General features: G+C 69.5%; 11 protein-coding genes. 7 read left to right on the top strand and 4 right to left on the bottom strand.

The window, feature by feature from the left end:
• Positions 1–3 precede the first annotated feature (3 nt).
• The 3 genes from LVY72_RS01215 to LVY72_RS01205 all read left to right on the top strand — a co-directional run bounded on the left by LVY72_RS01215 (position 4) and on the right by LVY72_RS01205 (position 7,768).
• Positions 4–2,691 carry a LuxR family transcriptional regulator gene (locus LVY72_RS01215; protein ID WP_237817628.1) on the top strand — a complete coding sequence of 896 codons (2,688 nt, stop codon included), beginning with the start codon at positions 4–6 and terminating at the stop codon, positions 2,689–2,691.
• 407 nt (positions 2,692–3,098) lie between these two features.
• Positions 3,099–6,698, top strand: a complete 3,600-nt coding sequence (gene mfd, locus LVY72_RS01210) for a transcription-repair coupling factor (protein WP_237817627.1) — start codon at positions 3,099–3,101, stop codon at positions 6,696–6,698.
• Positions 6,699–6,835: 137 nt separating this feature from the next.
• On the top strand, positions 6,836–7,768 hold the full coding sequence (locus LVY72_RS01205; RefSeq protein ID WP_237817626.1) for an endonuclease domain-containing protein: 933 nt from the start codon (positions 6,836–6,838) through the stop codon (positions 7,766–7,768).
• 137 nt (positions 7,769–7,905) lie between these two features.
• Here LVY72_RS01205 and LVY72_RS01200 read toward each other — a convergent pair whose 3' ends face one another.
• On the bottom strand, positions 7,906–8,286 hold the full coding sequence (locus tag LVY72_RS01200; protein WP_237817625.1) for a YtxH domain-containing protein: 381 nt from the start codon (positions 8,284–8,286) through the stop codon (positions 7,906–7,908).
• A 92-nt stretch (positions 8,287–8,378) separates the two neighbouring features.
• Positions 8,379–8,714, bottom strand: a complete 336-nt coding sequence (locus LVY72_RS01195) for a hypothetical protein (RefSeq protein WP_237817624.1) — start codon at positions 8,712–8,714, stop codon at positions 8,379–8,381.
• A gap of 367 nt (positions 8,715–9,081) precedes the next feature.
• Between LVY72_RS01195 and LVY72_RS01190 the strand changes: the two genes are divergently transcribed.
• The 3 genes from LVY72_RS01190 (at position 9,082) to LVY72_RS01180 (ending at position 12,808) form a co-directional block, all read left to right on the top strand.
• Positions 9,082–10,776 (top strand): amidohydrolase, encoded by a 1,695-nt coding sequence (locus LVY72_RS01190; protein WP_237817623.1) that lies wholly within the window; start codon positions 9,082–9,084, stop codon positions 10,774–10,776.
• Between the two features lie 58 nt (positions 10,777–10,834).
• Positions 10,835–12,013, top strand: a complete 1,179-nt coding sequence (locus LVY72_RS01185; protein WP_237817622.1) for an MFS transporter — start codon at positions 10,835–10,837, stop codon at positions 12,011–12,013.
• 174 nt (positions 12,014–12,187) lie between these two features.
• A complete protein-coding gene (locus tag LVY72_RS01180; protein ID WP_237817621.1) occupies positions 12,188–12,808 on the top strand; it encodes a superoxide dismutase family protein in 621 nt (206 codons plus the stop codon).
• 37 nt (positions 12,809–12,845) lie between these two features.
• Here LVY72_RS01180 and LVY72_RS01175 read toward each other — a convergent pair whose 3' ends face one another.
• On the bottom strand, positions 12,846–14,624 hold the full coding sequence (locus LVY72_RS01175) for an ABC transporter ATP-binding protein (protein WP_237817620.1): 1,779 nt from the start codon (positions 14,622–14,624) through the stop codon (positions 12,846–12,848).
• A gap of 124 nt (positions 14,625–14,748) precedes the next feature.
• Between LVY72_RS01175 and LVY72_RS01170 the strand changes: the two genes are divergently transcribed.
• Positions 14,749–15,180, top strand: a complete 432-nt coding sequence (locus LVY72_RS01170; protein ID WP_237817619.1) for a MarR family winged helix-turn-helix transcriptional regulator — start codon at positions 14,749–14,751, stop codon at positions 15,178–15,180.
• 44 nt (positions 15,181–15,224) lie between these two features.
• Here LVY72_RS01170 and LVY72_RS01165 read toward each other — a convergent pair whose 3' ends face one another.
• The gene (locus tag LVY72_RS01165) at positions 15,225–15,674 is read right to left on the bottom strand and encodes a hypothetical protein (protein ID WP_237817618.1); all 450 of its coding nucleotides are present in this window, start codon (positions 15,672–15,674) and stop codon (positions 15,225–15,227) included.
• Positions 15,675–15,784 lie beyond the last annotated feature (110 nt).

Here is a 15,784-nt window from a genome sequence, read left to right as displayed (position 1 = left end):
GACATGGATGAACTGCAGCCACACACCACACTGATCGGCCGGCAGGAACAGTTCCGCACCATCGTCGACGCCCTGGGCGATCCGCGGCACTGCGGAGCCATCGTCGCGGCGCCGGCGGGGATGGGCAAGACTGCGCTGCTGGGCGCCGTCATGGCTGCGGAGGCGGCCAGGTTCCGTTTCATACCGGTGGCCGCCGGAGCCGCTGCGGGCATGGATGTTCCCTACGCTGCGCTGACCCCCATGCTGGCCCGGTTGCCGCTGGGCGGCGAACCGCTGGCCCTCGACGTGCTGCGGACAGTGCTTGAGTTCGCCGACGCCGACGCCGGGCGGCGGCCGGTGATCGTGGTGGACGACGCCGATGAACTTGATGACGGCAGTGCCTCGGTCATTGCCCAGCTCGCAGCCAGTGGAAAGGTCCGAACCCTGGCGTCGGTCCGCCCCGGCCACAGCCGGGGCGGGGAGCTGGCCGCCATGGCCCGGGAAGGCATCCTGCGGCGGGTGGAGCTCAAGCCGCTCACACCGGAAGAACAGGACGAATTCTGCCGCGGGGCGTTGGAGTCCCCGGTGCTGCCGGCCGGCATCCGGCTCCTCGGCCAGGCCTCGGGTGGCAGCCCGCAGCGCCTGGCCCTGCTGCTCCAGGAGGCCCGGCGCGCCCGGTGCCTGGTGCAGCGGAACGGTGCCTGGGTGCTGCTCGGCGAACCGCCGGAGGACAGCCAAGCCCTGCAGGACGCCGCCAGGCTGGAGCTGTCACCCTTGGACGAGGCCGCGCGGTCCGCCCTGCTGGCACTGGCGCTGATGGGCCCGGCCCGGCGCGACGTGGTCGAACAGTTCTTGGCGCCGGACGTCATCGACGCCCTGGCCGCGGCAGGATACCTAGACCCCGGCCCGGCCGACGCAGGGGAACCCCTGCTCCAGCTGGCGCCCTCGCTGCATCCGGAGTCGCTGCGCCGGCTGGCTCCGGTCGCCCTCAAACGGCGGATGCACCAGTGGTTCACCACCCGTGCCGCCGCGGCAGGGCTGCCTCAGCGGCAGCGGCTGCTGGCGGTGCGGTGGGCGCTGGAATGCGGCAATCCGGTAGCGCCGGAACAGCTGCTGGCGGCCGCGGAGGAGGCCAACGCCTGTTTCCGGCCCGGTGCCGCGCTGCTGGCAGCCTCTGCCCCGGGCAGCGCGCAGGCAGGCCCCGCGGCCGCGGTGGAGCTGGCCCGCGCCGGCATGTACCAGGGACGGTTCCTTGCGGCCCGGGCCTCGGTCCTGCCGGTGCTGGACACTGCCGACGCTCCCGAAACGGTGGCCGCGGCTGCCGAAATCGCCGTCCAGCTGGCACTCCTCCAAGGCCAGGGGCGGGCTGCACTGGAGGAGCTGGCGGACCGCTGGCAGGCGGCCTTGTCCCGGCTGCGCGGACAGGCTCCGGCCGGAACAGCAGTGGACGGCACGGGACCGGAACTGCTCCGGCTGCAGGCACGCAGCGCCGGCGGCCGTCCGGCCGATACGCTTGCCGAACTGGAACAGCTGGTGCGCGGCTGCACCGACCTCAGGCTGCAGCTGCAGGCGCTGGTCCTGCTCGCCGAAATCCAGTCGGCCGCCGGCCTCGGCGCGCAGTGCACCGCGACGGCGGCCCGGGCCTTGGACCTGCTCGAGGGCGGCTCCGGGCCGGCGCCCCAGGCACAGCTGCGGATCCGGCTGGCACGGCAGCTGCTCCGCACCGGGGAACTGGACGCCGCCGAACGGCAGCTGGGAGTGCTTGAGTCCACCATGCCCGAGGCCATGCTGGTTTTCGGCGGCACCGTGGACTTCCTTCGGGCCTGGCTGGCCCTGAAGCAGGGCCACGTCCACCGGGCACTGGAGCAGCTGGCAGTGGCCGTGGAGGGCCTGCGCCAGTACGATCCCGAACAGCTGCTGCCTTATGCACTCGGCTGGGCTGCATCGGCCGCTGCCTTGGCCGAAGACCGGCACGCTTCCGGCCGGTACTTGGAAGAATTTGCCGGCCTGCCGCACCAGGGGCCACCGGAGACCTCGCTGCTGGCCCAGGCCTACATCGAAAGTGCCTCGGCACTGTTCGAAAGTGCCTCCGCGGCCGTGGACCGGCTGGCAGACATTGCCCGGATGCTGGCCGCTGCCGGCAGGCCTGCGGCGGAGCTGGAAGTGAGGATGCTGATGGTCCGGCTGGGGGACAAGGCCGGGCTCGATGAGATGATCCGCTGTGCCGGCACCATGGAGGGACCCGAGGCCAAGATCTACGCAGACTTTGCCCGGGCTGCGCGCGCCAGGTGCGGGAAACAGTCGCTGGCTGCGGCGGCCCGGGCCGCGGACGCCGGCTACCTGATGCTGGCGGCCGAAGCAGCCGCCCAAAGTGTCCGCCAATTTGCGGCCGACGCCAACCACAAGCTGGCAAGGGAAGCCGGAAAATTCCTGCAGAACCTGCGTCGGCAGTGGCCCGGGACCGACGGCCTGCGCCTGGTGGACGCTCCCGCCGGGCGGCAGTTGACCCACCGGGAACGTGACGTTGCCGTGATGGCCGCCAGCGGCACCCGGGCCCGGGAGATTGCCGAGCGGCTGGGCGTGTCCGTGCGGACCGTGGAGGGGCACATCTACCGTATCTACGAAAAGCTGGACATCCGCAGCCGCGAGGAACTGGCCGCCAGCTTTGGGCAGGACACCGCGGCCGAACGGCACCAAGTAGCCCCTAGGTAGTCTGCCGAAACGGCCCCCAGTATCCGGTGCCGAAGTCGAGTGTCCGCTACTCATGCCCCGTCCCCGGCAGCTGCCTAGGCTGGGTGCATGAGAGGCAGGGGCGCAGGCGAGCGCCCGGCCCTCAAACCGGGCCTGCCGCGGAGGCAGGTTCGGTTTCCCCTATACGGGGCCGGCGGTGAGAAATCTTCCGAGACCGAGATTTCGCCCCCCAGCAGCCGCCGGCCCCTTATGCGGGGAGACGTCTTTCGTTCCCTTTCCTGTTTCCGGCCCCGTGTCCGGGGTTGCTTCCCGGTGCCGCGGTGGCGGTAGGCTTGTACCCGCACCCCGGAGTTCGCCAGAACTTCGGGTATTTGTGCTGCACTGCTGTTTCCACGGAGCTTTTGCCGTGGCCGGACGAAGGAAAGACCATGAGCCTGAACGGACTGCGCACCGCCCTCGGCCAGGATGAATCCTTCGCCCGGCTCCGCTCCCACGCTGCCAAACCTGCCGGCGCGCGCAGCGAGGACCTGCAGATCGGCGCCCCGGTCGGGCTGCGTGCGGCGCTGATCGCCGAAATGGCGGACGGGCTCCAGTCCGGGATCGTGCTGGCCGTCACCGCCACCGGCCGCGAGGCCGAGGACCTGGCCGCGGCGCTGCGCTGCTATCTGCCGCCGGCTTCGGTGGACGAGTTCCCTAGCTGGGAAACCCTGCCGCATGAGCGTCTTTCGCCGCGTTCGGACACCGTGGGCCGCCGACTGTCCGTGCTGCGCCGGCTGGCGCAGGCCCGCGAAGCGGACACCGGGGCGGCCGACGGCGCCGGGCCGCTGCGGGTGGTCACCGCACCGGTGCGGGCGGTGCTTCAGCCGCTGGTCAAGGGGCTGGGGCAGCTGCAGCCGGTATCGCTGAAGGTCGGCGACGAGGTGCCCTTCGATACCGTGGTCCGGCAGCTGGCCGACGCCGCCTATGCGCGGGTGGACATGGTCACCCGCCGCGGCGAGTTCGCCGTGCGCGGCGGCATCCTGGACGTCTTCCCGCCCACCGAGGACCATCCGGTGCGGATCGAATTCTTCGGCGACGAGGTGGACCAGATGCGCTGGTTCGCCGTGGCGGACCAGCGGTCGCTCGGCGCCGAAGGGGTCAAGCACCCGACCCGGCTGTACGCCCCGCCGTGCCGTGAGCTGCTGATCACCCCGGAGGTGATGAGCCGGGCCGCGAAACTGAAGTCCCAGATGCCGGCCGCCGCGGACATGCTCGAGAAGATCGCGGGAGGAATCGCCGTCGAAGGCATGGAATCGCTGGCTCCGGTGCTGGTGGACGCGATGGTGCCGCTGGCCGGGGAACTGCCGGCCGGGTCGATCGCCGTCGTCGTCGAACCGGAGAAGGTCCGTGCCCGGGCCCACGACCTGGAGGCGACCAACGCCGAGTTCCTCGCCGCAGCCTGGGCCACCGCCTCCGACGGCGGTTCGGCGCCGCTGGATCTGGCACTGCAGGGGGACCTGGAGTCCGCCGGCTTCCGCTCCCTGGCCGAGACCCGTGCCACCGCCCTGGCACATTCGGTCTCCTGGTGGTCCCTGACCTCCTTTAATCCGGATGATGAGACGGTGCTGGACATCGACACGCTCACCATCGCCGCCCGCGAGCCGCGCGGCTACCAGGGCGATGTGGCCGAAATGATGGAGTTTATCGGCTCCCGGATCCGGGACTCCTGGCGGGTCGTGATCGCCACCGAAGGCACCGGCCCGGCCCAGCGCCTGGCCGAGCTCTTCCACGATGCCGGGATTCCGGCCACTCGGGTCGAATCCCTCGACGACCAGCCGCAGCCCGGGATTATCGAGATCACCCGGGCCAGCGCGGGCAAGGGCTTCGTCTTCGACGGACTGAAACTCGGCCTGCTGACCGAGGCGGACCTGCTCGGCCGGGCCTCGGCGGCCTCCACCCGGGACATGCGCAAGATGCCCTCGAAACGGCGCAACGCCGTCGACCCCCTGCAGCTGACCGAGGGCGACTTTGTGGTCCACGAACAGCACGGCGTGGCCAGGTTCGTGGAACTGCTCCAGCGCTCCACGGGGGCCGGACCGACCAAGACCATGCGCGAATACCTGGTGCTCGAATACGCACCGGCCAAGCGCGGCGCACCGGGGGACCGGCTGTTCGTGCCGACGGATCAGCTGGACCAGGTGACCCGCTATGTCGGCGGGGACACACCGGCATTGTCCAAGATGGGCGGCTCGGACTGGGCCAAGACCAAAAACCAGGCCCGCAAGGCGGTCAAGGAGATCGCCGGCGAGCTGATCCGGCTGTATTCGGCGCGGATGGCCTCGCGCGGCCACGCCTTCAGCCCGGATACCCCGTGGCAGCGCGAGCTGGAGGAAGCGTTCCCGTATGTGGAGACTCCCGACCAGCTGACCACCATTAACGAGGTCAAGGCAGACATGGAGCGCGAGGTGCCGATGGACCGGCTGGTCTCCGGCGACGTGGGCTACGGCAAGACCGAGATCGCGGTGCGCGCCGCCTTCAAGGCGGTACAGGACGGCAAGCAGGTGGCCGTGCTGGTGCCCACGACGCTGCTCTCGCAGCAGCACTTCGAAACCTTCTCCGAACGTTTCTCCGGCTTCCCGGTGCGGGTCAAGCCGCTCTCGCGCTTCCAGGCCGCCAAGGAAGCCAAGGACACGATGGAAGGGATCAAAAACGGCAGCGTCGACGTCGTCATCGGCACGCACCGGCTGCTGTCCCAGGGGATGCAGTTCAAGGACCTCGGCCTGGTGATCGTGGACGAGGAGCAGCGTTTCGGCGTCGAACACAAGGAAGCGCTGAAGAAGATGCGCACCAACGTGGACGTGCTGGCGATGTCGGCGACGCCCATCCCGCGCACCTTGGAAATGTCGCTGACCGGGATCCGCGAAACCTCCACCCTGGCCACGCCGCCGGAGGAACGCCACCCGGTGCTCACCTATGTGGGCGCCTACACGGACAAGCAGGTCACTGCGGCCATCCGGCGCGAGCTGATGCGCGAGGGCCAGGTGTTCTTCGTACACAACCGCGTCTCCTCGATCGACCGCCAGGCCGCGCACCTCCGCGAGCTGGTGCCGGAGGCCCGGGTGGAGGTGGCGCACGGGCAGATGTCCGAGGCCCGGCTGGAGCAGATCATCGTGGACTTCTGGGAGAAGCGCTTCGATGTGCTGGTCTGCACCACCATCATCGAAACCGGCCTGGACATTTCCAATGCCAACACGCTGATCGTGGACCGGGCGGATTCCTACGGGCTGTCCCAGCTGCACCAGCTGCGCGGCCGGGTGGGCCGCGGACGCGAGCGGGCCTACGCCTACTTCCTGTACCCGGCGGAGAAGCCGTTGGGCGAAGTGGCGCTGGAGCGGCTGAAGGCCGTGGCCGCCCACAACGAACTGGGCGCCGGCATGCAGCTGGCCATGAAGGACCTGGAGATCCGCGGCGCCGGCAACCTGCTCGGCGGCGAACAGTCCGGCCATATCCAGGGCGTAGGCTTCGACCTCTACATCCGCCTGGTCGGCGAGGCCGTGGCCGAGTACCGCGGCGAGGCGGCGGAGAAGGCCGCCGAAATGAAGATCGAGCTGCCGGTCAACGCCCACCTGCCGCACGATTACGTGCCGGGGGAGCGGCTGCGGCTGGAGGCCTACCGCAAGCTGGCCGCCGCGCTGACCGATGCGGCGATCGACGAGGTGGCCGCGGAGCTGAAGGACCGTTACGGCGAGCCGCCGGCGCCGGTGCTGAACCTGATCGCGGTGGCACGGTTCCGGGTCCGCGCCCGGGCCGCCGGCCTGACGGACGTGGCGCTGCAGGGCAACTTCATCAAGTTCGCTCCGGCCACCCTGCCCGAGTCCAAGGTGATGCGGCTGAACCGGATGTACCCGGGCTCGCAGGTCAAGCCGGCGCTGGACTTCATCCTGGTCCCGAAGCCGAAGACTGCCCGGGTCGGCGGCCGCGACCTGGCCGACGCCGAAATCCTCGAATGGGCGCAGCAAGTCATCGACGCAATCTTCACCCCCTCCTGAAACTTGGGCGGGATAGTTGTCCTTTTGAGTCGTCAAAACAGCATCTATCCCGCCCAAGTTTGCTGGGGGAGGTGGATGGCGAGGCGGGCTGTGGATAAGTTCGACGCCGGGCGGCGGGATCCGGGCAGAATGTCCGCATGCGCAAGCCCGCACCGCTTCCCCCTCAGCTGTCCCGGTCCGGCTTCACCGTGCGCGAGGGCCGGGAGGCCGGGCTGTCTGCCGGGCAGCTGCGCGGCAAGGGGATGGAACGCCTGGGCCGCGGCCTGCGCGCGCCCACCGCCCGGGCGCTCGAGCTGGCCGAACGTGTGGGGCCGTACACGCGGTTCAGTCCCGACTGTGCGGCCAGCCACGAGACGGCCGCAGTGCTGTGGTACTTTCCCGCGCCCGCCGGGGGCTGGGACATGGGCGTCCTGCACATTTCGCGCCCGCGGGGACTTGCCGCCGTCGAACGTCCGCACGTCGTCGGGCACCATATCCAGCTGCCCGCGGACGAGGTGACCAGCCTGGGCGGTCTCTATCTGACCACCCGGCCACGGACCTGGCTGGATCTGGCCGCCTCGGTCGGCATCGGGCACCTGGTGGTGCTGGCCGACCATCTGGTCCGGATCCCGCGCCCGGAATTCGAAGGCCGGACGGAGCCGTTCGCCACAGTCCAGGAGCTGCAAATGATGATTGTGCGGCACCGGGGTAAGCACGGCATCAGGGCAGCCCGCGCCGCCGTTGAGCTGTGCCGCGTCGGCTCCGATTCGCCACAGGAAACCCGGCTGCGCCTGGCCATGCTCGATGCAGGCCTGCCCGAGCCACAGCTCAACCGGCCGATCCGCGACGCGGCCGGCCAGCTGATCCACACACCCGATCTGTCCTATCCGGAGCTGAAAGTCTCGATTGATTACGAGGGCGGCGGGCACGGCGCCCCGGATCAGGTGGACCGGGACATTGCACGGTCCGAACGGCTCGCGGCCGCAGGTTGGACGGAAGTCAGGATCTCCAAGCGCCACATGGCCGGCGGTGCCGAGGCAGCAATCCGGAAGATCGCGGCGGCACTGCGGAACGCCGGCTGGCCGGCTTGACCGCAGCCCCTCCCCGAACTTCCCGCACCTCCGCATGCTCTCAAACTTGGGCGGGATAGTTGTCCTTTTGGGCCGTCAAAACAGCATCTATCCCGCCCAAGTTTGGAGGGGGCGGGTTTGGAGGGGGCGGAGCGGGGTCAGATGCCGGGCTCCTTCCGCGGGTCCGTGTTCGTGGCCGGTCCGCCGGGAGTTGCGCCGCCTTCGTCCGACCAGTCACTGCCGAGCGTGTCTCGGTGGGCCGGGTCCGACTGTACGTCCGGTTCGGTCTTCGGGACAGCGCTGCTGCTGCCGGCGGCCGCCCCCTCAGCCTTGTGTCCGGCCACGTGCAGGCGCTCCTTGACCTCCGGCACCAGATCCTTGACCGACTCCTTCGCCCCGGCGATCTTCTCCTGGGTGCGCGGGTCCTGCCAGACCTTCCCGACTTGCTGCTTCAGCTGCTCATAGCGCTGCCGCCCGGCCTTCGTGCCCAAGACGTAGCCGACGGCCGCGCCGGCGCCGAAGATGAGTGCTCGCATCATGGCTGTGCTCCTGTTCCACTCGGTGGTACCTTCCAGCGCCCAATCTAGTGCCCGGACGGACGCCTGTCACCGGGACGGGAGGCAAGGGTGCCTCAGGAATACTGCAGCCAGACCAGAACCAGGGCAACCACGACGACGGCGGCGGGCGCCGTCCACAGCCACCTGCGGGATCGGCGTGCCCGGCGGCCAGGCTGGCGCGCCGGCGCGGGGTCCGGTGCGGCTTTGCGGGCGCCAGCTGGTTGTGCGGCCGGCGGCACGCGCTGGATCATGCCGGTGCGCAGTTCCCGGCGCGTGGGCAGCGGATCGCCGGCCGGCGTCTCGACCAGCGGGACGATCGGGATCATGCCGGTCGGCGGGACAGGGTCCGCGGATCCGGTTCGGATGTCGCGGCGGCGCGGGTACTGCACCATGTCGGCCGGATGGGTCATGACCTCAGCTTTCGTCGGGCAGTCGGAAACCACTGGCACGGGCCGTGTCGGACGGGGTCCTGGCAGCTTGCATGCTGTGGGATGCCGTACCGGTACGAAACGGAACGGCATCTGCCATCGTATTCCGGCAGCCGGGCCGTGCTGCCGCAGACGGCGCCGCTGGCGGGAGACTGTGGGCGAATCGTTATCGGACCGTAAGTCGGGAAGCGTAACCCTGCCGAAACAGCTTGGAAATTCTCCAGCAGTAGAAATCAAATGTCGTGCACGGAAAGTCAAAGGCGCCACGCCTGGCGCTGGCTACGCTGAGCCTCAAGTCCTCCCGGGGTTCCCGGGAATTTACGCAGATCACAGACAAAAAGGAGAGCACATGGCTTCGGAACACGCAGAACTGCTGCTCGTCAACGGCACTATCGACACTCTCGACCCCGGCCTGCCCAGCACTCACGCGATCGCCGTCGCGGGAGGGAAGATCCAGGCGCTCGGCGCCGAAGCCGAGGCGCTGCGCGGCCCGGGCACCGCCGTTGTGGACCTCGGCGGCGCCTACGTCATGCCCGGGCTGCTGGACGTGCACAACCACCACATGATTGCCGGCCAGATGGACCTCTTCGAGCTGGACGCCCCGCCGACGCTGGACCTGGACGGCCTGCTGGCCGCCGTCGAAGACTACGCCGCCGGGCTCGGCCCGGAAGAATGGGTGGTCGGCGGCAGCTGGGGCTCGGGGCTGATGAACCAGTTGAACACTGCCGAGGCGCTGGCCCGGCTGGATGCGGCTACCGGCGGGCGGCCCGCCCTGCTGAAGGATGATTCCAAGCACAACCGCTGGGCCAACTCGAAGGCGCTGGAACTGGCCGGCATCAACGACGGCACCCAGGACCCCGACGGCGGGCAGATCCTGCGCGACGGCGCCGGCCGCGCCACTGGCGTGCTGATCGAGGCCGGCGGGGTCCTGGCGGAAAAGACCCTGGCGCGGCTGCGGCCGACCAGCACCGAGGACCTGGCCCGCGCGGCCGCCCGCGGCATCGAGATCCTGCACTCCTACGGGATCACCGGCTTCCAGGATGCGGCGGCCTCGCTCCCGCTGATGCGCGCGCTGAAGGACCTGGACGAGCGCGGGCAGCTGCACGCCTGGGTCGTGACGTCGATGCAGGCCAACGACTTCATCTTCGGCACCGATCCGCTGGGCGAGGGCATCATCGCCCACCGGGACGAAACTCGCTCCCGGCACCACCGGCCGGACTTCATCAAGATCTTCCTCGACGGCGTCCCGCCGGCCGGCACCGCCGCGTTCCTCGAGCCCTACCTGCCCGAGGCCGGCTTCCCCGAGTGCCACTGCGGCGGCACCACCATGGACCCGGCCGAGCTCGAAGCCTGGCTGCTGGGCACGGCGGCCCGGGGAATCTCGGCGAAGGTCCACTGCACCGGCGACGCCGCCGTGCGCCTGGTCCTGGACACCGTGGCCAAGGTCCGCGCTGCCGGCTACACCGAGCCGAAGTACCACATCGCCCACGGCCAGTTCGTGCAGCCGGACGACATCGCCCGGTTCGCCGAACTGGACGTCACCGCGGACATCTCGCCGTCGCTGTGGTTCCCCGGCGTCATTTCCGAGGCCATCGCCACGGTGCTGCCGGCCGAGCGGGCCTCGAAGATGCAGCCGAACCGGGCGCTGCTCGACGCCGGCGCCCGGGTGGCCGGCGGCTCGGACTGGCCGGTGAGCGTTTCGCCCAACGCCTGGGAGGGCATCTACGGGCTGGTCACCAGGCAGGATCCTACCGGCCAGTTCCCGGGCGCGCTCTGGCCGGAACAGGCCATCACGCTGGCGGAAGCCATCCGCGTCTACACCACCGCCTGCGCCGAGGCGATGGGCGTGGACGACGTCACCGGTTCGCTGGCACCGGGCAAGTCCGCCGACTTCATCGTGCTGTCCGCGAACCCCTACGAGATCGAGATCGACGCCGTCCGGCACATTAGCGCCCGGCAGACCTGGTTCGCCGGATCCAAGGTGTACGACGCCGAGGCAGCCGCGGCTTCCGCCGCTGCGGGGCTGGCCGGAGCCTCGGCCTAACGCATTTCCCCGCCGCCAAACCTTCACCGCCTGACTTCACCGCCTGAAAGGGGCATTCATGTCCACACTCCTTGCTCCCGTGCGCCCTCGCGCCGGGACCGACCGCGGGATCTACACCTATATCGCGGTCTTCAGCGCCGTCCTCTACATGGTCCTGCTCATCGCCCCGGTCATCGCCGGCAAGCTGGTCCAGCAGTTCGGCCTGACGCCGGGCCAGGTCGGCATGCTGTTCTCCTTCGAGCTGGGCGCCTTCAGCCTGGCCACGGTGCCCGCCTACCTGTGGCTGCGGCGGATGAACCTGAACACGGCCACCTACCTGTTCACCGCCGTCGCCATTGCCGGCAACATTGTCTCCGGCTTCCTGGACAGCTTCGCGCTGCTGGTGGCGGCCCGCGTCGTTACCTCGCTGGCGGCCGGTTCCATCACCGTCATCATCCTCACGCTGAGCGGCAAGACCTCGAACCCCAGCCGGGCCTTCGGCATCTTCGTGGTCTTCCAGCTGCTGATGGGCGCGGTCATCCTGGCGGTGTTTCCGGCGCTGTTCGCCAACGCCGGCGTGGCAGCCATCTACTGGACGATGGCGGCCCTGGCCGCCTGCTGCCTGCCGGTGGTTCGGAAGATCGACGGCGACATCCTGCGCCGGGAGCCCGTGGCCGGCGTCGCCGGTGCGGCCGGCACGGTGCCTGTCGGCAAGTTCGTTGCGGGGCTGGCCGCCGTCCTGCTCTTCTATGTGGGCTTGAGCGGCGTCTGGTCATTCATGGCGCAGATCGCCGGCGGTGCCGGGGTTGACCTGTCCACGGTGAGCATGGTCCTGGCCATTGCGACCGTGCCCGGGATCATTTCGTCGCTGCTGGCCACGGTGCTGGGAGACAGCCCGAAGCGCCGGATGTTCCTGCTGGCCGGCTATGTCGGCCTGGCTGCCGCCGTCGCCCTGCTGTTCGGGGTCTCCGGGGTGCTGCAGTTCGCCGCCGCGGCGATGATCTTCAAGTTCGCCTGGACCTTCATCCTGCCCTACCTGCTCTCCTCGCTGGCAGACTTGGGCGGCAGCGGGCACGTCATGAACACCACCAACCTGATGATCGGCACCGGGTTCGCCATCGGTCCGGCCCTGAGCGGCGTGCTGATCGAAACCAGCGGCGGGTTCGGCAGCATGCTGGCCGTTGCCCTGGCCTGCACCCTGGCTTCCCTGGGCTGCGCCATGACGCTCCAGCGGAAGCGGGCCGCGGTCCCGGCCTGATCAGGCCGGCATCGAGTACGGCGGGTGGCCGGGAGTGATCCCGGCCACCCGCCGTTTTGCTGCCGTGCCTTCCGGCGACCACCGCGCGGCGGTACCGTCGTTGACGGGGGAGTGCGACGCCCCCGACCCGGGGTGGCCCTGCAGACGGAACGCGCGATCTACGGAGGACCGATCATGGTACCAAAACCCGGCAACCCGAGACTTACGGCCGCCGCCGCGGCAGCGATCCTGCTGGCGCTGGCCGGGTGCGGCGAAACGCCCACCGGTTCCGGCCAGCAGTCGGCTGTCGCCCCGTCCAGCCCGATGAACACGGGTACCTATGCCGAGGGGCAGCCGGTCACTTCCAAGTTCAGCGAGTTCGAGGACGCCACCGCGATCACCTACCACCAACCGGAAGTCCCGAAAGGGGCCAACGCCGTCACCGTGGTCAAGGCCGCAGGCAACGGCACCGCCGTGAGCCTGAAGGTCGAGGGGCTCGCGCCCAACCGGGAATTCGGTGCCCACGTGCATGTCAACGTCTGCGGCAAGTCGGGCCACCTGGCCGGACCGCACTACCAGAACAAGAAGGACCCCGTGCAGCCGTCGGTCGATCCGGCCTACGCAAATCCGAAGAACGAGGTCTGGCTGGACTTCAAGACCGATCAGGACGGCAACGCCCAGGTGGACAGCACGGTGGACTGGAAGTTCCGTGCGGGCGAAGGCCGTTCGATCGTAATCCACGCGATGCCCACCATGACCGAGAAGGGCAAGGCCGGCACCGCCGGCGAGCGGCTCGCCTGCCTCAACATCCGCTGACCGCCCGGGCCGGACGCCGAGTTGGCGCACGGAAAACTCAGGCCGCCAGTGCCGCGTACCGGCCCCGGCGCTCCAGCAGGCTCTGGTGCGTCCCGTGTTCGACGACGCGGCCGGCGTCGAGCACGGCGATCTGGTCCGCGTTGCGCACGGTGGAGAGCCGGTGGGCGATGGTGATCGTGGTGCGGCCCGCGGCCAGCCGGTCGAACGCCTCCTGCACCGCGCGTTCGGTGCGGGTGTCCAGCGCACTGGTCGCCTCATCGAGTATGAGCACCTTCGGGTTGCGCAGCAGGGTGCGGGCAATGGCGATGCGCTGCTTCTCTCCGCCGGAAAAGCGGTGGCCCCGGGAGCCGACCATGGTTTCGTAGCCCTCCGGCAGCGCCAGGATGGCCTTGTGTATCTGCGCATCGCTGGCCGCCTGCTCGATCTCCGTATCGGTGGCGCCGGGCTTGGCGTACCGCAGGTTCTCGCGCACGGTGGTGTGCAGTAGGTAGGTCTCCTGGCTGACCATGCCCACCACGGAGGCCAGATCGGTCAGCGCCATGGTGCGGATGTCGACGTCGTCGATGGTGATCCGCCCGGCGTCCGGATCGTGCAGCCGGGCCATCAGGGCGGCCAGTGTGCTCTTGCCGGAGCCAGTCTGTCCGACCAAGGCCAGGGAGGTCCCGGCCGGAATCTCCAGGTCGACGCCGTCGACCGCCGGCAGCGGGCTGCCCGGATGGGTGAAGCTGACGTGTTCGAAGCGCACATGCCCGGCCAGCCGCGCCGGGTCGATGTCGGCCGGTATGGCCGGATCGGCGATCTCCACCGGCAGGTCCAAATACTCGAAGATACGCGCGAAGAGGGCTAGCGAACTGGTCAGGCTGATGCCCACGCTCATCAAACCGAGCAGCGGCCGGAACAGGCCGGTCTGCAGCGCGGTGAAGGCGACCACGGTGCCGATGCTGATTTTCCCTGCGGTGGCAGGCAGTCCGGCGGCCAGGTAGATGACTGCCGGCACGGCGGCGAACACCACACTCATCATCGCCATCCGCCAGCGCCCGGCCAGCTCCGAGCGCAGTTCCAGTTCGGTCACCCGCTTGGACGAGGCGGCGAAGCGTTCGGCCAGGAACGGTCCGGTGCCCAGGGTCTTGCTCAGCTGGATGCCGCTGATGGAGAGCGACTCCTCGATGGCGACGTTCATATCGGCAAGCTCCTGCTGGCGGCGCGCGGTCAGTTCGCGCCGCATGGAAGCCACCTTGCGGGTCAGCAGCACCGCCGGAGGCATCACCAGCAGCGAGATCAGCGACAGCTGCCAGGACAGTGCCACCATGGCCGCCACCGTGGCCACGGCAGTGGTCAGGTTCGTCGCGATGCTGGTGGCCGTGGAGGTGACCACTGCCTGCATGCCGCCGATGTCGTTGGTGATGCGGGACTGGATTTCACCGCTGCGGGTCCGGGTGAAGAACCCGACGGACTGGCGCTGCAAGTGGGTGAAGACATCCGAGCGCAGCCGGTGCATGACCTGCTGTCCGATGCGGGTGCTGATCCAGGTCTGGATGATGCCGAACACCGCGGTCGTTACGGCGACGGCCAGCATTCCGGCGGTCAGCAGGACCAGCAGGCGCAGGTCGTCCTGGGGCAGTGCGGTGTCGATGACGGCGCGCAGCAGGAAGGGGGAGGCCATCGCGACGGCGGAGGAGGCAACGATGATCGCTGTGACCAGGAGCAGCTGCCAGCGGTAGGTGGTGAAGAGTGCGGCGATGCGGCGCAGGGAGACGTGGCTGGCCTGTTCCCGTTCCGCGGCCGTGGGGCGCGGGGCGTGGCGGCCGAAGGTCATGCTGGCGGGGTCCGTGGGAACCACCCCTTTCTGCCGGGCCGGAGCGGCGGCGCCGCTTCGTATGCGAAGTGATGAGGCAACCTCAATATGAGGCTACAACCATATTTGCTGCTAAGCTATTCCCGTGGCCGATGAGAACCTGCTTGACTCCTTCTGGGCCGTGGCCCGGCAGCTGCGGCGCCGCTCCCGCGAGGCACTTGCGCCCTGGGACGTTTCGCCCTCGCAGTCGCGGGCGCTCGGCATGCTGCTGCGGAACGGGCAGTTGCGCCTGGGCGAGCTGTCCGAACGGCTGCATATCGTGCCGCGCTCGGCCACCGAGGTGGTGGACGGGCTGCAGGAGCGCGGCTGGTGCCTGCGCGAACCGGACCCGGCCGACCGCCGCGCCACGGTGGTCTCGCTGACCGACGCCGGCCGCAACCTGGCCCTGGCCATCCGTGCCGCCCAGCAGGACCAGGCGCGGGGATACTTCGCCGTGCTGGACGGCGACGAGCGCGCCCGGCTGGCAGCGATCCTCGACCGGCTCACCGGCACCGCTTCGGGCCCGGCGGACGGCTGATCCGGCCAGCCGTCCGCGGCGGGCCCGGCCTGCCCGCACCGCTGTTACCCGAACGACTCCTGCAGTTCCAACACGCCGGAATCCATGGCCTGGCTGCACTGTTGTTCGTTGGGGCACACCGACAGGGTAGCCCTGGCCACCGAGTCGCCGCTGCGGAAGGCGTAGAAGCCGCCGGTTGCCATCAGCAGCAGGTCCTCGGTCTGGGCAGCGCCGGTGCAGGTGCCCGGACCGGCGAATCCGACGCCCGATGCGGTGCGGCCGTCCAGGACGGCCTGCGACAGTTCCACGAACATGTTGTAGGACTGCCCGGCCTCGCATTGGAAGGTGACCGTGACCGAGACGCCCGCGCCGTCGGCGAGCACTTTTCCGCGGTCCGGCAGGTGGACAGTAATGCCGGCCGCGACGGGCGTGGCCGCGGCTGCGGGGGCGAGGCCGGACAGCAGGCAAAGGACGGTGGCACATCCGGCCAGGCCGGACGAGGAGGTGGTTCTCATACTGATCATCGACAATCGGGTTGAGCGGATAAGCAGCAGGATGCCCGGAAAGGCTTGGTCCGCAGGAGCGGAACAGCGCGGCTGAAGAGCCTGTGCCTTCATTGTAGGGG

Source organism: Arthrobacter hankyongi (assembly GCF_022012395.1).
GTDB lineage: Bacteria > Actinomycetota > Actinomycetes > Actinomycetales > Micrococcaceae > Crystallibacter > Crystallibacter hankyongi.
The sequence above is the reverse complement of the archived record's forward strand: the minus strand, read 5'-3'. Positions and strand labels throughout refer to the sequence as shown.